Below are 22,866 nucleotides of genomic sequence, written 5' to 3'. Positions count from 1 at the left end.
AGCGCGATTACAATGTCATCCTTGGCGTGTTCTTCATTTCCGCCGCGATGGTGCTGTTGTTCAACCTGATCACCGATATCCTGTATGGCATCGTTGATCCCCGCATCCGGTTGACGCAATGAAGGCGTTCTGGTCCCGTTTCCGCCAAAACCGTGGCGCCGTGATTGGCCTTGTGATCCTTGCCATCGTGATCATTTGCGCCATTGCCGCCCCCTTCCTGTTCCCGCGCAGCCCGTGGTCGATGGTGCAGCGCCCGTTCCTGCCCCCGTTCGAGATGGACGGGTTGCCGCTGGGCACCGATGCCCTGGGGCGCGATGTGCTGTCCGGGCTCTTTCACGGCGCGCGCGTGTCGCTGCTGGTGGGTCTGGTGTCCACCGTTGTGGCGCTGGCCATCGGCATCCCCATTGGCGCGCTGGCGGGCTATTACGGCGGTCTGGTCGATGACGCGCTGATGCGGTTCACCGAGTTCTTCCAGACCATCCCGAGCTTTGCACTGGCTATCGTCCTGCTGGCGATCTTCCAGCCGACATTGGCCTATGTGATCCTTGCCATCGCGATTGTCTCATGGCCCCCCGTTGCGCGCCTTGTGCGGGGTGAAGTGCTGTCGCTGCGCAATCGCGAATTTGTCGAGGCGGCGACGCTGTCGGGCCAAAGCAACCTGCGCATCATCCTGCGGCAAGTGCTGCCCAACGCCCTGCCCCCGATCATTGTTCTGGCCTCGCTGATGGTGGCGACGGCGATCCTGCTGGAAAGCTCGCTGTCTTTCCTTGGGCTTGGCGATCCGAACGTGATGTCCTGGGGCTACATGATCGGGGCCGCGCGCACCGTGCTGCGCAGTGCATGGTGGCTCAGCTTCATTCCCGGTGTGGCCATCCTGCTGACGGTGCTGGCGCTGAACCTGATCGGTGAAGGGCTGAACGACGCGCTGAACCCCCGGCTCAGAAAGCGCACGTCATGAGCCTGCTTTCCATCGACACCCTGTCCATTGCGCTGCCCAAGGGCGCGGACCGCGAGCTGGCGGTCAAGGACGTGTCCTTCACCTTGGACAAGGGCGAGATCCTGTGCATCGTCGGGGAAAGCGGATCGGGCAAATCCATGTCCGCCAACGCGCTGATGGGCCTGTTGCCCGAGGGTGTGACGCCTTCGGCGGGCAGCATCACCTTCGAAGGGCGCGACCTGCTGACACTGTCCGAGCCCGAGATGCTGGCCCTGCGCGGCAAGGACATCTCGATGATCTTCCAGGAACCGCTGAGCGCGCTGAACCCGCTGATGCGCATCGGCGACCAGATCGCCGAGGTGTTCGAGGCGCATGACCTGCTGACCCCACCCGAACGCCGCAAACGCGCGCTGGAACTGTTGCACGAGGTTGGCCTGCCGGACCCAGACACGACCATTCGCGCCTATCCGTTTCAGCTGTCCGGCGGTCAGCGGCAGCGGGTCGTGATCGCCATGGCGCTGGCGCTGGAGCCAAGGCTTCTGATCGCGGACGAGCCGACGACGGCGCTCGACGTGACGACACAGGCGCAGATCCTCGACCTGATCGAAGACTTGCGCAAGCGGCATGGGATGGCGGTTCTGTTCATCACCCATGATTTCGGCGTCGTGGCCGACATTGCCGACCGGGTGATCGTCATGCAGCACGGCGAGGTGGTCGAGGCCGGTGAGGCGGACACCGTCCTGCTCAATCCGACGCATTCCTATACCCGCGCGCTGCTGGATGCGATACCCAAGCTGACATTCCGCGACAGTGTCGAACAGACCGCACAGCCGATCCTGAGCGTGCGCGATCTGGACATGACCTTCACCAGCCGGACGGCTGGGTTCTTCAAGAAACCCCGCGTGGTCAAGGCGGTGCAGAAGGCGACATTCGACCTATACCAAGGCGAAACCATCGGCATCGTGGGCGAAAGCGGGTCCGGCAAATCGACGCTGGGCCGGTGCCTTGTGCGGCTGTTGAAACCGCAGAATGGCGTCGTCGAGATCGGCGGTCAGGACATCTCAAAGATCACCGGCGACGCGCTGCGGCAGCACCGCCGGCGCATCCAGATGGTGTTCCAGGACCCCTATTCCTCGCTCAACCCCCGGTCACGCATCGGCACAATCCTGACCGAAGGGCTGATCGCCTATGGCACCGATAAGACAACCGCGCGGGACAAGGCGCGGGAATTGCTGAGCGTCGTGGGTCTTGACCCGTCCGCGATGGACCGGTTTCCGCATGAATTCTCGGGTGGTCAGCGTCAGCGCGTCGGGATCGCCCGTGCGCTTGCGCTCGACCCGGAAGTGATCATCGCGGATGAGGCGGTGTCGGCACTGGACGTGTCCATTCAGGCGCAGGTGCTGGATCTGCTGGCCGACCTCAAGGACCGGCTGAACCTGTCGATGATCTTCATCACCCATGATCTGCGGGTGGCGGCACAGGTCTGTGACCGCATCATCGTCATGCAACGCGGCGAGATGGTGGAGTTCGGGCCATCCGCGCAAGTGCTGGGCAATCCGCAGACCGCCTATACGCAATCGCTGCTGGACGCGATTCCGGGCAAGGCGCATGAGGCTGCTTTGGCCAGGCAGAAAGAGGCGCAGATATGAGCCGCCCTGCCCTCATACCCGAGGACGATGTGATCGAAGGCGTCTACCTGTGCAGTCAGCTTGACCTGCCGGATCTCTTTGGTGCGGCGATCGAGGATCAGCCGGGCCTGCGCCTTTACCGTCCCGAGGACGTGCCCGACCCGTCGCGCATCCGCTTTGCGCTGGTCTGGCGGCCCGCGCCCGATGCGTTCGAGGCGTATCCGAACATCGAACTGGTGCAAGTGATCGCGGCCGGAGTGGACGGCGTGCTGCGCAATCCCAGCCTGCCCGACCGGGCGGTGGTCACCCGCGTGCATGATGATGAACAGGCCGCGATCATGGCGGGGTTCGCCGCGTGGCATGTGGTCTGGCATCACCGGCAGATGGGCAACTACCTTGCCGCGCAAAAAGACGCGACATGGGACCGGACGACGATCAAGACGCTGCGCCCGCCATCGCAGGTGACGGTCGGTGTGCTGGGTTACGGGCTGATGGGGCGCACGATAGCGACCACCGTGGCAACGATGGGTTTTCGCGTACTGGCTGCGACGCGTACGGACGGACCAAGCGATGACGGCATCACGCGTGTGTCCGGTGATGACGCGGTGCAGCAGGTGGCGGCGCAGTCCGACATCCTGATCAACGTGCTGCCTCTGACCCCGTCCACCCACGATATCCTGAACGCCGATCTGTTTGCGCAAATGCCCAAAGGTGCCGCGCTTGTTCAACTGGGGCGCGGGCAACATCTGGTCGAGGACGATCTGCTTGCCGCGCTCGACAGCGGTCAGATCGGGGGCGCGTCACTGGACGTGTTTCGCTCTGAGCCGCTGCCTGCGGATCACCCGTTCTGGACCCATCCACTTGTCGTCGTCACGCCGCACGAAGCCAGCGTCACCTCGCCCAAGGCCGTGACTGATGCGCTGGTCAGATCGGTGCTTGAGATGGATGCGGGGCAGCGTCCGACTGCGGCAGTGGACAAGACGACCGGCTACTAGGACCAACCAAGGAACACCCTGATGAAAGCCTTTTTCGACGAGCGCCAACTGGGCCACAAACCGGAAGTGTACTATCGCGGCGGCGCCCCGATGCCGCACCCGGAACAACCACAACGCGCCATCCTGATCCGCGACATGTTGCTGGCAAACGGCTTTCCGGTCGAAGCGCCCGGTGATTTTGGCCTGGGTCCAATCAAGGCCGTGCATGATCCCGCCTATGTCGATTTCTTCGCCGATGCCTATGCACGGTTCCTGGCCGAGGCACCCGAAGGCGCGCTGGGAATCCCGACGCGCCACCCCGGCACGCGGCGCGGGCGGTGTCCCACCGATATCAACGGCGCGATGGGCTGGTGGATGACCGACACGTCGACTCCCCTGACCGAAAACACCTACGAGGCAATCTACTGGTCCGCACAAACCGCTGTGTCGGCGGCCAAGGACGTGATGGACGGCGCACACGCTTCTTACGGGCTGAGCCGCCCGCCAGGGCACCACGCGATGACCGACTGCTCGAACGGGTTCTGTTTCTACAACAACGCCTGCATCGCGGCGCATCACATGCGCGGGCGCTGGGGCAAGGTGGCGCTGCTGGATGTGGATGTACATACGGGCAATGGCAGCCTTGATATCTTCTATGACCGGGGCGACGTGTTCTTCTGTTCGCTGCATCCCGATCCCGCGGTCTATCCGACCTTCTACCTCGGCTATGCCGACGAGACCGGCGAAGGTGACGGGCTTGGCGCGTCGCTCAACGAAGTGCTGAACATGGGCGATGGCGAGGCTGAGGTGATGGCGGCCCTGGACCGGGGCATCGCCGCGATCCAGACTTTCGGCGCCGAGGCGATGGTGGTGTCATTGGGGTTCGACATGGCGGCGGACGATCCGTTGGCGGCGGTCGATGTCTACCCGGAAGGCTTTGCCGAAATGGCCCGCCGCATCGCCGCGATGGGGTTGCCGACCGTGTTGATCCAGGAAGGTGGCTATCTTGGGCCGTCGCTGCGCACCAATGCCGAGGCGTTCCTGACAGCGTTCCGCGACGCGATCAGCGACTAGGCACGCGCCAGCAGGTAGGCGTTCTGCGCCCGGTCGAACCCTGCGATATGCAGCCCGCCAGCAAAGGCGCTTTCCAACGCGGCGCGGACGCGCAGGCGTTCGGATTGGGCTGTCTTCAGATCGTCTTGCACCAGACGCGCGAAATCGGCCGGGATCGGCACCGTTTGTTCGGCGCTCACATCCGGGTTGGTGGGCCGGGTCAAATCCCAGTCCGCCAGCAACCGGTCCGAGGGCACACCCGCGTTGATGCCTTCCATCGGGCCGTAATAGTCGCGGTAATAGGTCCGGGCCGTGGCCCCCAGCCGGTCGATATTCAGCACCGCATTGGCACGTCGGATCGGGTCATAGGTCCAGCGGACCTTTTCGATCCCGCGCGCAAGGCACCAGTCCTTTTGGAACCGTTTCAAGTGCAGGCCCAATCCCCGCCCTTGCCTGTCAGGATGGACTCCAAGGCGATGGGAATGTTGCGCCTTGGGATCACTGGTGGGAAAGCCGAACAGGAACCCGATCATACGTTCGGCCTCAAAGGCACCGGCAATCAACCCGCCTTCGTGCTGGATCGCCAGCAGCATGTCGGAATTGTCCGGCGGATCATCCTTTCCCCAGACAAGCCGTTGAAAGTGCTCGGCGTCTTTCATCTCTGCAAGTGAGTCGAGTTCCCGCAGGACAGGCTGATCGCTCATGCCTGCCACGTCTCGATCACTTCGGAGACCTCGGTCAGGCGGTCATAATCCAGCGTTACACCAATGCCCGGACCCTTTGGAACCGGCATCAACCCGTCGACCGCCTCCAGCGGTTCATGGATGATGTCGCGTTCGAAATAGCGGCTTGCGCTCGAGGTGTCGCCGGGTTTGGTGAAATTCGCCATGGTGGCCAGATGGATGTTGTGCGCGCGCCCGACCCCGCTTTCCAGCATGCCCCCGCACCAGACCGGGGCATCAAAAGCGGCACAAACGTCATGGATCGCCCGCGCTTCTGCAAAGCCGCCGACGCGGCCCACCTTGATGTTGATCACCCGCGTCGCCCCGATCTCAAGCGCGACGCGCGCGTCTTTTGCGCTGCGGATGCTTTCATCCAGACAGATCGCGGTCCTGAGCGCCTTTTGCACCTTGGCGTGGTCGAAAATGTCATCAAACGCCAGGGGTTGTTCGATGTAATCCAGATCGAACTGGTCCATCTTTTGCAGGGTCGACAGGTCTGACAATGCGTAATCCGTGTTCGCATCAACGGTGAGCTTGATATCCGGAAAGCGCGCGCGAACGCCCGCGAGGATCCCAAGGTCATGCCCGCGGGCGATCTTAAGCTTGATCCGCCGATAACCCGCCTCTTGCGCCACGTCGATCCGCTTTAGCGTGTCATCAAGTGGCGCAATCCCAAGGCTGACCCCCACTTCGACCTGATCCCGCACACCGCCCAACAGCCGACACAGCGGTAGATTCAGGGATTTCGCCCACAGATCCCAAACCGCCATTTCGACCACCGCCTTGGCCATCCGGTTGCCCCGCCACGGAGCCAACAGCCCCGTCACATCGGCGGGTGAGGTGATGCTCTGACCGATCAGCTTTGGCAGAAACGCCCCGCGCAACAGATCAAGCGCGCCAGCGGTGGATTCCTCAAGGTAATCGGGAAGCGGATCCATGACCGCCTCGGCAACACCTTCGATCCCGTCACCGCGCAGGATCAAGAGCGGAAACGTCTTGTGCGTCATCGTCCCGGTCGAGATGACGAAAGGCGTCAGCAAAGGCAGCTGCACCATGCGCAGCTCGGCCATTTCGATCTTCACGGCATTGCTCATGAAACAGTCCTACGCGACCCAACGCGCATCAGCAATCGGATCGTTCCCGGTGATGTCGGGGGAACGAAAAAGTGGGGGTTCCACCAACATGGGGTCGCAAATTGATACGCTTGCGCCGCTTCGGCAAGTGCAGGGGTGGCATGTTGGTGTGACGTGTCAGTCAGGGTTTCAAGAACACGATACGCGAAAGGACACTTGATGACGCAAATGTTGTCCGGGGTCTGGGCCCTTCTTCTTGGTATCGTGCTGATCATGCCCGGCAATGGGATGCATTTCACCCTCATCGGTCTTCGTGGTGGTATTGAAGAGTTTACCGCCGCCGAACTGGCCGTTGTCACGTCGGGCTATTTCGTCGGCTTTCTATCAGGCGCAAGATCACTTGGTGTCAGCCTAAAGGAATACTCGGCCCATCATCTTCCCTGTGCGCCCCTGCGCAACCACTCATGGACAAAGGCAAGCTTGCGCTGCGCTTCGAGAGACACCACGAAAGGATAGATGTCGGCCAAACCCATGGAACGATTGACATGGTTGATCCCCATGACGATCGACACCGCAACCCGTATCAAGGACATGGCATCTGGTTCCGAGTAAGGATCCCAACCGGGATGGGGCAGATCCGGTGACGAAAAACCCGCCGAAATGACGCTATCGGTGATGTCGGTCAGATGGAGCAGATGCGCTGCGGTCTCAGCCCAATCCTCGTGTGGATGTGCAGACGCATAGGTCGTCAGGTAATTCACGTTCCAATCAGCTGGTGGACCATTGCTGTAGTGACGTTGCAACGCATCCGAGTAATTCTCTCGTTCGTCGCCGAACACGCTGCGAAAAGCGTCCAGGAAATCGGTGCGCAGACTGAGGCGCCACCAAAGCATATGCGCGATCTCGTGGCGCAGATGACCGATCATCGTCCGGTAAGGTTCTTCAAGGGCCTCGCGCCGCGTTGTGCTCAGGACCGGATCAGCCTCGGCAACGCTGATGGTGACCACACCGTCGATATGCCCCATCGCAACCGGGGTCGGCCCCTCGGCAAGCATGTGAAATACCGGAGGTGTCCCAAGGTCTTCCGGGCGGAACCACTGCCAGCGGCCAAGATTGTCCAGCGTCCACCGTTTCGCAGCTTCGGTATGCGCCCAATTGGCGAGTGAATTCGGAATAGAGGTATCCGGTGATACCACTGTCATGGCACATGATCGACAAACAGCCCCCGGCTCGGGCGCAATCCAGTTACATCCTATGATCTCACGGTTGGCGCAAAACGGGGGTGTCGGAATGAACGCCCGCGCCTGCGGATCATATGCAACAGGGGTTCCGTCGGCCGTTGCAAGGTTGTGGAACCAAAGCGTGCCAGCCCCGACTGGATTGGAAAAAACATACATGCAAGACAGTCTCCGATAGACTTTTTCTTCCGCTCAACCCGTCAAGTCGGAAATCGTGTAATCAAGGTTTCGACTGATTTTGCTTCAGCCCTAGGAAAAGGCTTACACTCGTTCGCGGCCGCATTGGCAACACCCAAAACCCGCCAATGTCTGAAGGTCAGCCGTCGAAACCTGTGTTGGGCGCATGTCCTTCAACTGGCAGCTTTCATTTCGCGGGTGGTGCCAAGGATGTCTTGGACCTCTACAGTTTTCATTCCGTATCCTAAGCATTTTTGATTAGGAAGTCAGAAAAACATCCTTGTCCGATTGATTCAACCTTCAAGGACGAAAGAGTCCCGAGGCATTCATCCTTGGATGTAAATTATTGTAAAATAGTTATAATTTCAAATCCCTTAATGCCATCACGCGTGAAATCGGCGCATCATCGACCTTTCGATGTGATCGAAATCTGTGCGAAAATTGGAAATCCTCGAAATTTTGCTTAGATAAACTAAGTATATTCTAATTTCTGTGACGTCTTCCCACAAGACGTCGCCATGTCAAAGCTAAACCTAAGGAGACTCTTCTATCTCAAAATCATCAGAAGCCCCGATTCCGAAAGACGTTTCGAACTGGACCGACCCGACTCTGGATTCCGTTCAGGGCACCGAAACGCCCAAAGACCCCGACAAGGGGTACGTCGCGTTGCTGGGATGGAGTATGAACGCCATCAAGGCAGCCCAGAAGTTTGACCGGCGCTATGTGGTGGTCGCACCCGACTGGGCCGCTGACTTTTGTGAAGCCAACAACATCCCCTACATCTCGTGGGATTTCGCGCGGCTGAACGACAGGTCGATGGAGATTGCCCGCCGGCTCAAGGAAGACGGCGTCGATGTGGCCATTCCCCTGTTCGAAGAAACGGTTGAATGGTCGGGCGCGATCAACGCGGTTCTCATGGATCAGCCACGCATGTATGGCCAATCCATCCTGTTCCGGGACAAAGCGCTGATGAAACGTCGTGCCCAGCTGGGCGGCATCCGCGTTGGCATCTTCGAAGAAGCCTATGAGAAAGACGACATCGTCCGCTTCATGAAACGGGTCAACCAGACACTGCTGAAGCTTGACGGCGATCCGGACGATCCGATCCATGTGAAGGCCTTCGACAAGGCTGGTTGCCTTGGACATCGAATGATCCGCGACATCGAAGACATCGATAAAATTCCGGACGAAGAATACCCGTTGCTGATGGAAAGCCACCTCGACGGCTGGGAATTTGCGGTCGAGGCCTGGATTCATGACGGCGAGATCAAGTTCCTGAACATCTCGGAATACGTCACACTTGGCTATTCGGTCTTTGTGCCCGCCACGAAGGAACTGGAAAGCTGGCGTGACGCCATCACCAAGCAGATCGAAAAGCTGATCAAGACGTTCGATATCAAGTTCGGTCAAATTCACCCGGAGTATTTCCTCACGTCCGATGGTGAAATGTACTTTGGTGAAGTCGCCTATCGCCCCCCCGGCTTCAAGGCTTTCGAGTTGATTGAACGCGCGTACGGATTCAACGCGTATCAGGCGTCGATCCTGGTATTCGATCCCAAAAGCACCAGGGAAGAGGTGGAAGCCTTCTTCCCGCGCGAAGTCGAAGACGCCAAGGGTTACGCTGGCTGTTTCGGCGTTTACCCACGTCGCCGCGTCGTCAGCACACTCGAAATGCCGCCAGAGACCACGGATCATCCATATTTCGATACACACGAACTGGTGGCCCCGGCGGCAGAAACAGTGCCGGATCGGTCGGCATTCGGCACGCATTGGGGCTTGGTGTTTTTCTTCGGGGACGATCCCATCAAGATGCGCGACCTTCTCAAGACACAGGAAGAACTGGACTTCTATGTCTGACTTGGGGGGCGCCAAGATGGCGCTCCCAGTCTCTCGTTAAATCTTCGCCTTTTCCGCATCGTTCAGAGCCAAAGGCATGATCTATTCCTGCACCAACTTTGGGCGCTGTGGATTTGGCACCTTCATCACTGACCCGAACAAGAACGTCAGACAACGGGCGTCGAGCAAGATGAAGGCATACTTCGCGAGACGGGGTTTTGTGGTCCAAAACCGCAAGGGACGGCGCGTGACAAGCATCAAATCTGGCGGGAGAAGCACTGTAAAGGCGACAATCTGAAAAGGCTGATTCCGGACCGTAGCCAGACCAACACTTAAACGCCAATCCTCCAAGCCATTGAGATTATTGGCGCACCCGAGAGGATTCGAACCTCTGGCCTCTGCCTTCGGAGGGCAGCGCTCTATCCAGCTGAGCTACGGGTGCCTGACGTCTCTATACGCAGAAGGGTATGCAGGCGCAAACGCAAATCTTGATGCGCGGCTCTGTTTCTTGCGCAGGCGGCGGCCGCCTGCGCGGGGGTACGATGCATCGACGCAACGTACTGTTTCCGTCTGTGGAAACGCGCCTTTTCAGCGTACTGTCTTAAGCTCCAGACGACGACGGTGCAGGACCGGTTCGGTATAGCCGGATGGCTGCACGCGGCCTTCGAAGATCAGATCACAAGCGGCTTTGAAGGCGATACCGTCAAAGCCGGGTGCCATCGGGTGATAAAGCGGATCGCCTGCGTTCTGATCATCCACCACGGCAGCCATGCGCCGCATGATCTCCAATGCGTCGTCCTTGGACACGATCCCGTGGTGCAGCCAGTTGGCGATATGCTGCGCGGAAATCCGGCAGGTGGCGCGGTCTTCCATCAGGCCGACATTGTTGATGTCCGGAACCTTCGAACACCCGACTCCCTGATCGACCCAGCGCACGACATAACCAAGGATGCCCTGCGCGTTGTTTTCCACTTCGCGGGTGATCTGGTCTTTGGACCATTTCTGGAACGCCGCCAGCGGGATATCGAGGATCGTGTCCACATGCGCCCGGCGGCCACCCTTGCGCAGCCTGGCCTGCACGGCAAACACATCGACCTTGTGATAGTGCAGCGCGTGCAGCGTGGCCGCTGTGGGCGACGGCACCCAGGCGCAATTGGCGCCCGATTTCGGGTGTTCGATCTTCTGTTCCAGCATCGCGGCCATCATGTCGGGCATGGCCCACATGCCCTTGCCGATCTGCGCCTTGCCGGAAAGCCCGCATTCCAGCCCGATATCGACATTGCGGTTCTCGTAACCACCGATCCACGCCTTGCGCTTGATGAAATCCTTGCGGCTGAACGGCCCCGCTTCCATCGAGGTGTGAATCTCGTCGCCGGTGCGGTCGAGGAACCCGGTGTTGATGAAAGCGACGCGGTGCTTGGCGGCGCGGATGCATTGCTTGAGGTTGACGCTGGTGCGGCGTTCCTCGTCCATGATGCCCAGCTTGACAGTGTTGGCGGGCAGGCCCAGCGCCTTTTCGACAAAGGTGAAAGTCGCGTCTGAGAATGCCACCTCGTCGGGACCGTGCATCTTGGGTTTGACCACATAGACCGAGCCGTGGTGCGAATTGCGCAATCCGTCTGTCTTGCCAAGGTCATGCTTGGCAATCAGCGCGGTGATCATGGCGTCCATCAGACCCTCGTAGATCTCGGACCCGTCCTTGAGCAGGATCGCCGGGTTGGTCATCAGGTGGCCGACATTGCGCACCAGCATCAGCGCGCGGCCCTTGATCGTCACGTCGCGGCCATCCGGCGCGGTGTAGGTCAGGTCCGGGTTCAACGCGCGGGTGACGGTCTTTCCGCCCTTCTCAAAGCTGTCTTGCAGATCACCCTTCATCAGGCCCAGCCAATTGGCATAGGCAAGCGTCTTGTCTTCCGCATCGACGCAGGCCACGGAATCCTCGCAATCCATGATCGCGGACACGGCGCTTTCAAGGCGCACATCCGCCAGTCCCGCCTGATCGCGGCTGCCGATGAAATGCGTGCGGTCGAAGACCAGTTCGACATGCAACCCGTTGTTGCGCAAGAGCACAGCATCGGGCGCCTTGGGATGGCCGGTATAGCCGATGAACTTTTCCGGATGCGCCAGCGGCATGTCATCCACCAGCAGAGCGCCGTCATGGACGTAATAACGACGGGCGTCGGCATGGCTGCCGCCGTCGATCGGGAAGGCTTCGTCAAGGAACACGCGGGCGCGCGCCACGACGCGGGCACCCCGGCCCTTGTCATAGCCGCCTTTAGGCGCGGGTGTTCCCATCGCGTCGGTGCCGTAGAACCCATCGTAAAGACTGCCCCAACGCGCATTCGCGGCGTTCAGCGCGTAGCGCGCGTTCGTGATCGGCACGACAAGCTGCGGACCGGGAATGCTGGCGAATTCTGGATCTGTGTTCTGCGTCTCGATCTCGAAATCATCACCTTCGGGCAGCAGGTAGCCGATCTCGGACAGGAACGCCTTGTAGGCCTCGTGGTCATGCGGCTGGTTGCGGTGGCGGATGTGCCATTCGTCGATCTTGGTCTGAAGGTCTTCGCGGATCTTCAGAAGGTTGGCGTTCTTTGGCCCAAACTCGTGCGCAAGAGTCGACAGCGCCTGCCAAAAGGCATCAGCCTCGACTTCGGTTCCGGGCAACGCCTGCCCTTCGATGAAGTCAAAGAGCGTCTCGTCGATCTGCAATCCGTGACGGTCGATCCGGTTGGGCATGGCTGTGGTCCCCTCGCTGTATACTGTGGTACTCAATTAGAAAGAAAGTTTCCGATCCGCAACAGGGTTGGTCAGGTTAACTGACCAAAAAAGATGTTTGGATTTATTTGAAAATTCGACTGCAAATATTCGGATACTTGGTAAGGTGCGTGAACCCATGCGCCACGTCGTCGCCCCTGCCATCGGTGCGCGCAAACACACACTACACCATACCCTTCCCACGCCGACAACGCGCCGAGCAATACTTCACCTCGTCCCAGACCTTTTCCCACTTCTTGCGCCAGGTGAACGGCAGACCACAGGTGGCGCAGGTCTTGGACGGAAGGTTGGATTTCTTGCGCTGCTTGGGCATCACAGATCCAGTTTCAATTGTGCGTCATCAGGTTTGGCCCGGCGCGGCTTGCGCGCGGCACGGTCGTTGACGAAATGTCCTGCGCTGTCCTTGCGGCTGGCATGTTTGTGGATCACGCGCTGCGTCTCGAGGTGGTCGACACTGCGGCGCATGGAAAAGATGCGGTCGCGGGCACTGCGGGCGGCCTCGGCCACGTCGACGATCGGGTCTGGATAGGTCTTGCCCAAGACGCGCCCTGCCCGGTCCCAGCGCCACGGAGTTTGCAGATGCGCGTCCGGAACCTCGGCCAGTTCGGGCAGCCACATCCGCGTGAATGCCCCCGTCGGATCCTGGTCTGTCCCCTGCTTGATCGGGTTGTAGATGCGCGGCGTGTTGATGCCCGTGGTGCCCGATTGCATCTGCATCTGGCTCCAGTGGATGCCTGGTTCATAATCGGTGAACATCCGCGCCAGATGCGGCCCGGTGCTGCGCCAATCGAGCCAGAGGTGATAGCTGGCCACGCTGACCAGCATCGCCCGCATCCGGAAATTGAGCCAACCCGTGGCGCGCAAGGACCGCAAACAGGCGTCCAGAAACGGCAAGCCGGTTTCACCGTTCTCCCATGCACTCAGGCGGCTGTGATCCGGCTCCAACGGACGCATGCCTTCGTAGGCGCGGTGCAGGCAACGCTGTTCGAGTTCCGGTTCATCTTCCAGTTTTTGCATAAAATGGTCGCGCCACGCGAGGCGGGATTGAAACGACGTGAGGCTACCCGCCCAGCCATCTCGCGGCCCACCCTTGACCTCGCGCTGACGGGTGGCGGTGGTCTGCACCACCTCGCGGATCGTGAGTGTGCCGAACGCCAGATGCGGGCTGAGTCGGGAACAGGCCGTGGCCCCTTCAAACGGTGAGGACATGGCGCGGCGGTAAGTCTGCCCACGCTTGTTGAGGAACCCACCAAGCAGCGACAGGGCGTGGTTCCGTCCCCCCGGTTGTCTGCCCGAACAAGACTCAGGCGTGCAAAGCGTCGGAATCGGGTCCGATGGCAGGTCGCAGGGCGGCAACGCCTTTGGAGCCTGCACCGGGGTCCGCGCTGTATAGGCGTTGCGGTGCCTTGCCCACCCATCGCGATCTTGCAAGCGACGCACGACGCCGGATTGTGGCAGCTCGATCCAGCCGATACTCTGCCCGCGCACCCACGCGGCAACCCGTTTGTCACGGTCGAAAGTCCAGGCGTTACCGGTCTCTTCATGGCTGACCAATCGGTCAAATTTTACCGTTTGGTATAAATCCCAAAACACCTCCACCGCGTCGCCCACACGGATCACGAGGTCGCTGCCCAGACCGCGCAGCGCATTTTGCAAGTCGGCAAGGCATTCCTGCAAAAACGCCAACTGCCTGTCAGACGTGTCGGGCAGCGCCCAATAATCCGGCTCCACAATATAAAGTGGCACCACCTGTTCATCCCGCGCAGCCAGTTCCAGCGCAGGATGGTCATGGACACGCAGATCGCGTTTGAACCAGAGGATCGTCGTCATACTATGCAAGCTAGGCGGTGGCGTGCATTTGAACAGTCCCGCAAGTGCAACCCGTTTCCCTTCTTTCAAATCCCGGCTTAGGTATTACGTCAACACGCAACATCCCCAATCCGGAGCTTCCGATGAAAGACGCCGCGCCCAAGACGATCTACCTCAAGGATTACACCCCGTACGGTTATGTGGTGGAAAGTGTTCACCTGACCTTTCGTTTGGCACCGACCTCTACGCGGGTCATCAGCCGGATATCGTTTGCGCCCAATCCGGATGCGACGGACCGGACGTTTTTCCTTCATGGCGAAGACCTTTCCCTGATCTGGGCCAAGATCGACGGGGCCGAGGTTTCGCCTGACCTGACCGACGACGGGCTGCGCTGCGCCGTGCCGGACGGGCCTTTCGTTTGGGAGGCCGAGGTCGAGATCAGCCCGCAGACCAACACCGCGCTTGAAGGGCTTTACATGTCGAACGGCATGTATTGCACCCAATGCGAGGCGGAAGGGTTCCGCAAGATCACCTACTATCCGGATCGCCCGGACGTGATGAGCACCTTCACCGTACGAATCGAGGGTGAAGAAAAGGTGAAGCTGTCCAATGGCAATCCCGCGGGCACCGGCGACGGCTGGGCGGAATGGCACGATCCGTGGCCCAAACCGGCCTACCTCTTCGCCCTCGTCGCCGGCGATCTGGTCAACCATCCCGACACCTTCACCACCCTGTCCGGCAAGGATGTGGAATTGAACATCTGGGTCCGTCCGGGGGACGAGGACAAATGCGCCTTCGGGATGGAAGCTCTCAAGAAATCAATGTCTTGGGATGAAAAGGAGTATGGGCGCGAATACGATCTGGACATCTTCAACATCGTCGCAGTCGACGATTTCAATATGGGCGCAATGGAAAACAAGGGGCTGAACGTGTTCAATTCCTCCTGCGTTCTGGCGTCGCCCGAAACAAGCACGGACGCGAATTTCGAAAGAATTGAAGCGATTATTGCGCATGAGTATTTCCACAACTGGACCGGCAACCGCATCACCTGCCGCGACTGGTTCCAGCTGTGTCTGAAAGAGGGGCTGACCGTCTATCGCGACAGCCAGTTCACGTCGGACATGCGCTCGGCTCCGGTGAAACGCATCAGCGACGTGATTGATCTGCGCGCACGGCAGTTCCCCGAAGATCAGGGACCATTGAGCCACCCGGTGCGGCCGGAGAGTTTTCAGGAAATTAACAATTTCTACACCGCCACGGTTTACGAAAAGGGTGCCGAAGTGATCGGCATGCTGAAAACGTTGGTGGGTGACGATGCTTATTCCCGTGCTCTTGACCTTTATTTTGACCGTCATGACGGTCAGGCCTGCACTATCGAGGATTGGTTGCAGGTGTTCGCGGATGCCACGGGCCGTGACCTTGCGCAGTTCAAGCTCTGGTATGCGCAATCCGGTACGCCCCGCGTCGCTGTGTCCGAGGCGTGGTCGGACGGGGTCTATACCCTGACCTTCAGACAGCACACACCGTCGACGCCGGGACAGGTTGTGAAAGACCCCAAGGTCATTCCAATTGCCGTTGGATTGCTGAATCCCAACGGTGACGAGGTTGTGCCGACGCAGGTTCTGGAAATGACTAACGCCGAACAAAGCTTTACCTTCGACGGTCTGGCCGGCAAACCTGTGCCGTCGATCCTGCGCGGATTTTCAGCCCCCATCGTTTTGGAGCGTGAGGTCAGCCGCGAGGAACAGGCCTTCCTGCTGGCGCATGACACCGATGAATTCAACCGCTGGGAGGCAAACCGCAACCTTGCCCGTGACTGCCTTGTGGCGATGATCCGCGATGGTGCCGCGCCGGACACCGCATGGCTTGACGGGCTGGAACGGGTGGTGCGGGATGACGCGCTGGACGCCGCATTCCGGGCGCTGATGATGGCACTCCCCAGCCAGTCCGAAATGGCGCAGGTCCTGTTTGAGTTGGGCACGACGCCTGACCCCGATGCGATCTGGCAGGCGGCAGAGGATCTGCGCAACCACATGGCGGTCGCGTGGACAGGTTTCCTGTCTGACCTGCGCGGATCGGTTGTGGTGCATGATCCCTATGCGCCGGATGCGGATCAGTCGGGCAAGCGGTCGTTGGGGTCGGCACTTCTGGGTTTGCAGACACGGCTCGACGGCGGCGCGGCAGCACAGGCCCAGTATGACAGTGCTGACAATATGACATTGCAGTTATCGGCTCTGTCGCAGCTTATTTCTGCCGATAAAGGCGACAGCGCGGTCAAGTCATTCGAATCTCAGTGGAAAGATGACCGACTTGTCATGGACAAATGGTTCGGTTTGCAGGTCGGCATGGCAAAACCGGATATCGCGGTGGACGTGGCGGAAAGCCTTGTGGAACACCCCGCCTTTGATCTGACCAACCCCAACCGGTTCCGCGCGGTGATGGGCGGGTTCGCGATGAACCACGCCGGGTTCCACCGCAAGGATGGCGCGGGATATGCGTTCCTTGCCGATTGGCTCATCACGCTGGACGACAAGAACCCGCAGACCACGGCGCGCATGTGTTCCGTCTTCCAGACCTGGAAACGATACGATGAGGACCGGCAGACCAAGATCAAGACCGCGCTTGAGCGGATCAAGGCCAAACCGAACCTGAGCCGAGACACAGATGAAATGGTCAGCCGGATTCTGGGCTGACCGGATGACTGGTTGTCGGGTCAACCGATCCAATCGGTGCCGCGTTGGATCGGGCTGGCAATCGGCAGGCACCGTACCTCTTCGCCTTTTTTCAACGCGGCCATTCTTTTGGGAACCGGCGGAGGGTTGCCTGCGTTGAGGGGCAAGTGGCATGACATTGCGCAAAGGTAGGTGTTTCGGAATTATGACTTGCCTCCCGGAACAGTTTGCTCTGCGTTTGTCATGCCATTGACACGCAGTTCTGTCAGGAGAGGCCGCATGAAAGACCGGATTGACCCACTGATCGAGGACCGCGCGCCTTGGCTGTTCCGGCCGACGATGGCAGCCTCTTTCGCCCGCCCTGTCCTGAACACGCTTTTGGGTTATGACAGCACCGTCGCGCTGGCTGAAGAGATCGGCACGCTGCCCTCATCGCAGATCATGAACATCATGGCAGAGCGTCTGGCACAGAAGGTGACGGTGTCGGGTCTGGGCCAGCTGCCGCGGCGTGGGGCGGCCTTGATCGTCGCCAATCACCCGACGGGGATTGCAGATGGGATCATTCTGCATGGCATTCTGAAATCCATACGCCCGGACGCGTATTACTTTGCGAATCATGACATTCTGAAAGTGATGCCGCAGATGGCCGACATGATTGCGCCCGTGGAATGGCGCAAGGATCGGCGCAGCCACGCCAAGACGCGCGAGACGATGGTTTTCGCCCGGCAGGCCGTCAAGGAGGGTCGCCTGGGTGTCATTTTCCCGTCAGGGCGTCTGGCCAAACGACGCGGTACGCGGCTGCACGAGCGTCCCTGGATGGCCTCTGCCGCGATGCTGGCGCGCAAGTTTGACCTTCCGGTGATCCCGATCCATCTTCAGGCGCGCAATTCGGCGCTGTTCTATCTGTTCGACGCGATCCACCCGACATTGCGCGACATCACCCTGTTCCATGAAACCCTGAACAAGCACCGTCAACCCTATGAAATTCGGGTGGGAGAGCAGATTTCCCCAAAGGCACTGCCAGAAAATTCGGAAGACGGGATTGCGCTTTTGCGACGTGCGACACTGGCCTTGGGCGAAGCGCCGATGCAGGGCGTGTCTCTGTTGGATGCGTCCCGCTTTCCGGCGCGGCGGGCCTAGAACCCTTGGGTCGACACAACCCCTTGCCATGGGGCACGAACAGGGCGTGCCACCGGACGTAAAGACCGCGAAAGCCCTGCACAGTAAGGCTGCGCGCGGATCCACTTCATCATGTCAGTGCGTTTGATCCGACTGTGAAACGGGCCCCAATCCGCAGCCACACCGCGCATGCCGTAGGCCACCACGCCATCGCGCGGCACTGTCACGGCCATGATCCGGAGCGCACATTGCAAATTTGCGCCCCCATTCTTGAGCGCATCGCGCGAGGTCGCATTGCAACGATATCCCCGTGCCGTGGCTGGCAGGATTTGAAGCAGCCCATACCATTTTCCGCCACCACCCACGGCTGTCGGACGGAAGGTGCTTTCGTGTTTGGCAAGCGTCGACAACAGGCCGACCCAGAACGCTTCGCGCGCGGATGTATCGTTGGATGTATAGGCCGGACACCAATCCGCGATGTCTTTCGGAACGGTACGCGGCAGAACGCTTGCGTGACTGCGCAGCGCCATCAGCGCGGCGCGCGACCAGCGGTCAGCTTCGTTTCGATGGCTCCAGCGCATGTCAGGAAGCGGGGTGTAATTTCGCGCGACAGGCCGCAGCGACGCGGTCAGCGCGGTGGTTGATTGCCCATCAACCATTGTGGCAGGTGTCGCGGAAACGGACCCGGAAAAACCAAGCATCAACACCGCCACGCATATGATCCCCCAGCGTGACATCCGGACGTGTGTTTCCGATTTTTCGCCAAAAATCAAGCACAAGCGCCGTTGGGCCGATCCATGCGCGGCTTTCTGCGCGAAATTCCGATCTTCGGTGGAAAACAGCCAAGGCATTGCCGACGCCTCCAGAATACCCCTTCGAAATCGTTTTGACGCCTGATTTGAGACATTTTTTTCAGGCAAATCATTGGGCATTCCCATTCCCGTCCGGAACCTGTTCTGGACAACCTGAAGGCCAATGCGATGCCCGTTCTGGACAACCTGACAACCCTGATCCGCAAAGCCCGCAGTGGTGTTGATGCACCGGTTTCGGGGGGAACCCTGCTGAATATCGAAGCGCTGAAGACCACCCCGAAATTGAACCTTCCCATCAAGACGACCAGCGAAGAAGAGGACATGCACCACGCCCTGTTCGAGGCCGGATTGTACATGGCACGGCAGGATGCCTGGGCCACCCTTGGCGATCGCATCCGCACCGCCGATGCAGGCCGCGTCACCACACCCGGCGGTGTCCCCGAAGCGGAAATCCTGGCCGAGGGCGCGCGCGCAGACCTGATCACGGCCGCCAATCGGGCGGTAAAGGCAGGTGACGAACTGAGTGCCGTGTCGATCATGAACGACATGCAGCTTGTGCTGGATGAAACCGAACATGATCACGGCGTCGCCTATGTGGTTGCGATGGCCCATATCGACATTGGCTGGGCCTGGCGCGGCGAAGGCTGGCGGCAGGACATCCCGGCCGCCCATCGCGCCGCCTTTTTCCGCCACTTCAAGAGCGCGGGTGACCTGATCGACCAATACGATGCCTTTGAGCTCGACTCGCCCATGCTCGCCGCTGTGCGCTGCGCCTTGCTGTCGGCCGAAACGCGGCCCAGGACGCGGGCCAGCGACGATTATGAAGACCTGATCGACCTTGCCCCCGGCGTCGCCAAATACATGCGTGCCCTTGGCAACCACATGCTGCCGCGCTGGTTCGGCAGCTATCAGCGGCTGGATCACGAGGCGCGTCGCACGATGGAGCGCACCAGCGACATCTGGGGCACCGGCGGATACACCTGGACATATCTTGATGCGCTCAGTGTCGATGATGAGGCGTTTGCCCTTCTGGATGCGGACCTCTTCTGCACAGGGCTGCGTGACATTCTGGCGCGTCAGACAGACCAGCACAGCGTCAATGTTCTTGCCGCCTACACGGGCAGCGCGCTTGAGCCCGCTGGCGTCAACCTTGAGGCGCGCGCGCGGATCGCGGACTGCTTTGACTGGATCGTCAGCGAGCATCTGCGCGAAGTTCATCCCCGTGTCTGGTACGCCGCGAAAGGTGTCTGGGCGTCACGGCTCGACGATCAGGACCGGCTTGCCAAGGGACGACAGCGCGCCTCGGCGGCGCTTGACCGTCATGCGCGTGGGCTTCCGCCTGTCACGAACCCGGATGCGTAGGACACTCGGGATGTCAAAACCGCCCACCGCCCTCTTGCTCCTTGCCCCCCTCTGGCGTATTCCACGCGGCGTTCGCGCCAAGAGGATGTGCCATGTTGGACCTGAGCTTTGAGACCCCGAAACCCAAGGTAATCGCCGGTGCCAAGCACGATTGGGAACTGGTGATCGGGATGGAGGTGCATGCGCAGATTGCCTCCAAGGCCAAGCTGTTTTCCGGGGCGTCCACGCAGTTCGGCGCGGAACCCAATTCCAACGTGGCCTTCGTGGACGCCGCGATGCCGGGGATGCTTCCGGTCATCAACGAGTTCTGCGTCGAACAGGCGGTGCGCACCGGGTTGGGCCTCAAGGCGCAGATCAACCTTGTAAGTGCCTTTGATCGCAAGAATTATTTCTATCCGGACTTGCCGCAAGGCTACCAGATCAGCCAGCTTTATCACCCTATCGTGGGTGAAGGTGAAGTGATCGTGGACATGGAACCCGGCATTGCACGGCTGGTGCGGATCGAACGCATTCACATCGAACAGGATGCGGGCAAGTCGATTCACGATATGGACCCGACGATGTCGTTTGTGGATCTCAACCGGACGGGTGTGGCGCTGATGGAGATTGTCAGCCGCCCAGATATCCGCGGTCCCGAGGAAGCGGCGGCTTATGTTGTGAAGCTGCGCCAGATCTTGCGGTATCTGGGGACGTGTGACGGAAACATGCAGAACGGCAACCTGCGGGCGGATGTGAACGTGTCGGTTTGTCGTCCCGGTCAGTACGAGAAGTATCAGGAATCACAGGATTTTTCCCATCTCGGCACACGCTGCGAGATCAAGAACATGAACTCCATGCGGTTCATCCAGATGGCGATTGACTACGAGGCGCGGCGGCAGATCGGAATTCTGGAGGCCGGTGGCAAGATTGATCAGGAAACGCGGCTTTACGATCCGGATAAAAATGAAACAAGATCAATGCGCTCCAAGGAAGAGGCGCATGATTATCGCTACTTCCCCTGCCCGGATCTGCTGCCTTTGGAGATCGAACAGGCGTGGGTGGACGACATCGCGGCGAACCTGCCGGAACTTCCGGACGAGAAAAAAGCGCGCTTTGTCAAGGAGTTCGCGCTTTCGGAGTATGACGCGGACGTGCTGACGGCGGACACGGCAAACGCGGGGTATTTCGAAAACGTTGTTGCCGCGTGTGGTGATGGCAAGCTGGCGGCGAATTGGGTCATCAACGAATTGTTCGGTCGACTCAAGAAGGAAGATCACGACATTGGAGAAAGCCCGGTCTCGCCTGCGCAACTCGCTGGAATCATTGCGCTTATCAAGAAAGGCGACATCTCGGGCAAGATCGCGAAAGACCTGTTCGAGATCGTCTATACCGAAGGGGGCGACCCGGCAGAGATCGTCGAGGCGCGGGGCATGAAGCAGGTCACCGACACCGGTATGATCGAAAAAGCGGTGGACGAGATCATCGCGGCAAACCCGGCGCAGGTGGAAAAAGCCAAGCAAAATCCGAAACTTGCGGGCTGGTTTGTGGGTCAGGTGATGAAAGCCACGGGCGGCAAGGCCAACCCGGCGGCAGTCAACCAGATCGTGACGGCAAAACTGGGGCTGTAACGCCTGCGAACAAGCGGATTTGTACGTTTGGGCCGTTCGACGGTCACGCTTCAAGCGGTGAAAACGGGCCTACTGGGTCCGTTTTCGTGTTTTCGGGGCGTGGTGCCCACATCTTGTACGGTTTGTACGATCGAACTGTACCACTCTGGCGTAGGTTAAGTGATTGCGCACCAGGAGGAGGCCGCGCCTGCGGGGCTGGCCTCTGGGCGTGGGCTAAAGTATGAGGGCTGCGGTTCTGATGTAAGGCGGTTGGCATGTACGAATACAAGGTGGTTCCGGCCCCGGTGAAGGGGGTCAAGGCCAAGGGGCTCAAGACGCCCGAGGCGCGGTTTGCGCTGGGGGTGGAACAGGCGATCAACGCATTGGCGGCGGAGGGCTGGGAGTACCAGCGCTCGGACGTGTTGCCTTCGGAAGAGCGGCAGGGGTTGACCGGGTCGGCGACGCATTGGCGGACGCTGTTGGTGTTTCGTCGCGAAATGGCGGCGGAGACTCCGGTCGAGGCTCCCCGGCCGACACCTGTGCGGGCCGAGCCAGTGTTGACAGCAACATCGCCGGTGGCGGCGTTGGCGGCTCCTGCGGCAGAGCGGTCTGCGGCGAGGAAGACACGGTCCGATGTCGAAACCACCGACGACGACTATGAAGAGGGCAGCGAAGAGACGCGGCCTGCGTGATCGCTGCGCGGTCCACCCCAAAGGTGTGGTGAGTCCCTGAAAGCGCCGGGGGTGCGACACGCCCCGGCGATCCGCGCAAAGCTGCGCCCTATGTGTCAAGATCCATCGACAGGGCGTGAATCGCCGCGACAAGGTCGGGGCCGAGAGCCTTGTGGACCATGCGGTGACGGGCAATGCGGGATTGGCCTTTGAAGGCGTCCGCGCGAATGCGGACGTTGAAATGGCTTTCGCCACCTTCCTGGTAACCGGCATGGCCACGATGGCTTTCGCTGTCATCCTGTACCATGAGTTCTCGCGGGGCGAGCGCCTCGCGGAGTCGTGTCTCGATCTGTTCAGTTCTGGTCATTTTTTCGCGTCCTGCACCTTACCTCTGTCGCGTTTTGGTCTAAGGTGTTGCCTCC

19 protein-coding genes, 1 tRNA gene and 1 pseudogene are annotated in these 22,866 nt (G+C 60.1%); 12 read left to right on the top strand and 9 right to left on the bottom strand.

Annotated features, from left to right (window positions below):
* The 5 genes from ACTIEN_RS10765 to ACTIEN_RS10745 all read left to right on the top strand — a co-directional run.
* On the top strand, nt 1-122 hold a 122-nt coding region (locus tag ACTIEN_RS10765), incomplete at its 5' end, for an ABC transporter permease subunit (protein WP_439523144.1).
* Entirely contained in the window at nt 119-958 is an 840-nt protein-coding gene (locus ACTIEN_RS10760) for an ABC transporter permease (protein WP_439523130.1), read from the top strand. The genes ACTIEN_RS10765 and ACTIEN_RS10760, both read left to right, overlap by 4 nt.
* Nucleotides 955-2,586 carry an ABC transporter ATP-binding protein gene (locus tag ACTIEN_RS10755; protein ID WP_439523129.1) on the top strand — a complete coding sequence of 544 codons (1,632 nt, stop codon included), beginning with the start codon at nt 955-957 and terminating at the stop codon, nt 2,584-2,586. The genes ACTIEN_RS10760 and ACTIEN_RS10755 overlap by 4 nt, the downstream gene beginning before the upstream one ends.
* Nucleotides 2,583-3,560 (top strand): 2-hydroxyacid dehydrogenase, encoded by a 978-nt coding sequence (locus tag ACTIEN_RS10750; protein WP_439523128.1) that lies wholly within the window; start codon nt 2,583-2,585, stop codon nt 3,558-3,560. The genes ACTIEN_RS10755 and ACTIEN_RS10750 overlap by 4 nt, the downstream gene beginning before the upstream one ends.
* A 21-nt stretch (nt 3,561-3,581) precedes the next feature.
* Entirely contained in the window at nt 3,582-4,613 is a 1,032-nt protein-coding gene (locus tag ACTIEN_RS10745) for a histone deacetylase family protein (protein WP_439523127.1), read from the top strand.
* On the opposite strand, the gene ACTIEN_RS10740 is transcribed toward ACTIEN_RS10745, so the two are convergent.
* Both ACTIEN_RS10740 and menC read right to left on the bottom strand, forming a co-directional pair.
* Nucleotides 4,610-5,296 (bottom strand): GNAT family N-acetyltransferase, encoded by a 687-nt coding sequence (locus tag ACTIEN_RS10740; RefSeq protein WP_439523126.1) that lies wholly within the window; start codon nt 5,294-5,296, stop codon nt 4,610-4,612. The two genes, ACTIEN_RS10745 and ACTIEN_RS10740, sit on opposite strands and share 4 nt — an antisense overlap.
* Nucleotides 5,293-6,408: an o-succinylbenzoate synthase gene (gene menC / locus ACTIEN_RS10735; RefSeq protein ID WP_439523125.1), complete on the bottom strand. Its 1,116-nt coding sequence runs from the start codon at nt 6,406-6,408 to the stop codon at nt 5,293-5,295. The genes ACTIEN_RS10740 and menC overlap by 4 nt, the downstream gene beginning before the upstream one ends.
* Nucleotides 6,409-6,606: 198 nt before the next feature.
* On the opposite strand from menC, the pseudogene ACTIEN_RS10730 reads away from it, so the two are divergent.
* Nucleotides 6,607-6,783: pseudogene (locus ACTIEN_RS10730) on the top strand (MFS transporter); the annotation flags it as partial.
* A gap of 35 nt (nt 6,784-6,818) precedes the next feature.
* On the opposite strand, the gene ACTIEN_RS10725 reads toward ACTIEN_RS10730, so the two are convergent.
* Nucleotides 6,819-7,784: a zinc-binding metallopeptidase family protein gene (locus tag ACTIEN_RS10725; protein WP_439523124.1), complete on the bottom strand. Its 966-nt coding sequence runs from the start codon at nt 7,782-7,784 to the stop codon at nt 6,819-6,821.
* 699 nt (nt 7,785-8,483) lie between these two features.
* On the opposite strand from ACTIEN_RS10725, the gene ACTIEN_RS10720 reads away from it, so the two are divergent.
* Nucleotides 8,484-9,659 (top strand): ATP-grasp domain-containing protein, encoded by a 1,176-nt coding sequence (locus ACTIEN_RS10720; RefSeq protein WP_439523123.1) that lies wholly within the window; start codon nt 8,484-8,486, stop codon nt 9,657-9,659.
* 344 nt (nt 9,660-10,003) lie between these two features.
* On the opposite strand, the gene ACTIEN_RS10715 is transcribed toward ACTIEN_RS10720, so the two are convergent.
* From ACTIEN_RS10715 to ACTIEN_RS10700, 4 genes are all read right to left on the bottom strand, one after another.
* Nucleotides 10,004-10,080, bottom strand: a tRNA-Arg gene (locus tag ACTIEN_RS10715).
* Between the two features lie 146 nt (nt 10,081-10,226).
* Entirely contained in the window at nt 10,227-12,374 is a 2,148-nt protein-coding gene (locus tag ACTIEN_RS10710) for a malate synthase G (RefSeq protein WP_439523122.1), read from the bottom strand.
* A gap of 202 nt (nt 12,375-12,576) precedes the next feature.
* Nucleotides 12,577-12,726, bottom strand: coding sequence for a DUF2256 domain-containing protein (locus ACTIEN_RS10705; protein WP_439523121.1), 150 nt, complete (start codon nt 12,724-12,726; stop codon nt 12,577-12,579).
* A complete protein-coding gene (locus ACTIEN_RS10700; protein WP_439523120.1) occupies nt 12,726-14,243 on the bottom strand; it encodes an FAD-binding domain-containing protein in 1,518 nt (505 codons plus the stop codon). Before ACTIEN_RS10700 ends, ACTIEN_RS10705 begins: the two co-directional genes overlap by 1 nt.
* A 122-nt stretch (nt 14,244-14,365) precedes the next feature.
* Between ACTIEN_RS10700 and pepN the strand changes: the two genes are divergently transcribed.
* Both pepN and ACTIEN_RS10690 read left to right on the top strand, forming a co-directional pair.
* The gene (pepN, locus tag ACTIEN_RS10695) at nt 14,366-16,915 is read left to right on the top strand and encodes an aminopeptidase N (protein ID WP_439523119.1); all 2,550 of its coding nucleotides are present in this window, start codon (nt 14,366-14,368) and stop codon (nt 16,913-16,915) included.
* Nucleotides 16,916-17,173: 258 nt separating this feature from the next.
* The gene (locus tag ACTIEN_RS10690) at nt 17,174-18,034 is read left to right on the top strand and encodes a lysophospholipid acyltransferase family protein (RefSeq protein WP_439523118.1); all 861 of its coding nucleotides are present in this window, start codon (nt 17,174-17,176) and stop codon (nt 18,032-18,034) included.
* Here the strand turns inward: ACTIEN_RS10690 and ACTIEN_RS10685 are convergent.
* A complete protein-coding gene (locus ACTIEN_RS10685) occupies nt 18,031-18,726 on the bottom strand; it encodes a transglycosylase SLT domain-containing protein (protein ID WP_439523117.1) in 696 nt (231 codons plus the stop codon). The two genes, ACTIEN_RS10690 and ACTIEN_RS10685, sit on opposite strands and share 4 nt — an antisense overlap.
* A 267-nt stretch (nt 18,727-18,993) precedes the next feature.
* Here ACTIEN_RS10685 and ACTIEN_RS10680 point away from each other — a divergent pair, with 267 nt between their 5' ends.
* The 3 genes from ACTIEN_RS10680 to ACTIEN_RS10670 all read left to right on the top strand — a co-directional run bounded on the left by ACTIEN_RS10680 (nt 18,994) and on the right by ACTIEN_RS10670 (nt 22,465).
* On the top strand, nt 18,994-20,187 hold the full coding sequence (locus tag ACTIEN_RS10680) for a hypothetical protein (RefSeq protein WP_439523116.1): 1,194 nt from the start codon (nt 18,994-18,996) through the stop codon (nt 20,185-20,187).
* A gap of 92 nt (nt 20,188-20,279) precedes the next feature.
* Nucleotides 20,280-21,794 carry an Asp-tRNA(Asn)/Glu-tRNA(Gln) amidotransferase subunit GatB gene (gene gatB, locus ACTIEN_RS10675; RefSeq protein WP_439523115.1) on the top strand — a complete coding sequence of 505 codons (1,515 nt, stop codon included), beginning with the start codon at nt 20,280-20,282 and terminating at the stop codon, nt 21,792-21,794.
* Nucleotides 21,795-22,048: 254 nt separating this feature from the next.
* Nucleotides 22,049-22,465, top strand: a complete 417-nt coding sequence (locus ACTIEN_RS10670; RefSeq protein ID WP_439523114.1) for a DUF4177 domain-containing protein — start codon at nt 22,049-22,051, stop codon at nt 22,463-22,465.
* Between the two features lie 88 nt (nt 22,466-22,553).
* Here the strand turns inward: ACTIEN_RS10670 and ACTIEN_RS10665 are convergent, their stop codons facing one another.
* Nucleotides 22,554-22,811, bottom strand: a complete 258-nt coding sequence (locus ACTIEN_RS10665) for a BolA family protein (RefSeq protein WP_439523113.1) — start codon at nt 22,809-22,811, stop codon at nt 22,554-22,556.
* Nucleotides 22,812-22,866: the final 55 nt, after the last annotated feature.

The organism is Marivita sp., assembly GCF_051859345.1.
Lineage (GTDB): Bacteria > Pseudomonadota > Alphaproteobacteria > Rhodobacterales > Rhodobacteraceae > Marivita.
Note: the sequence above shows the minus strand (reverse complement) of the source record. Positions and strands in the feature narration are given on the sequence as shown.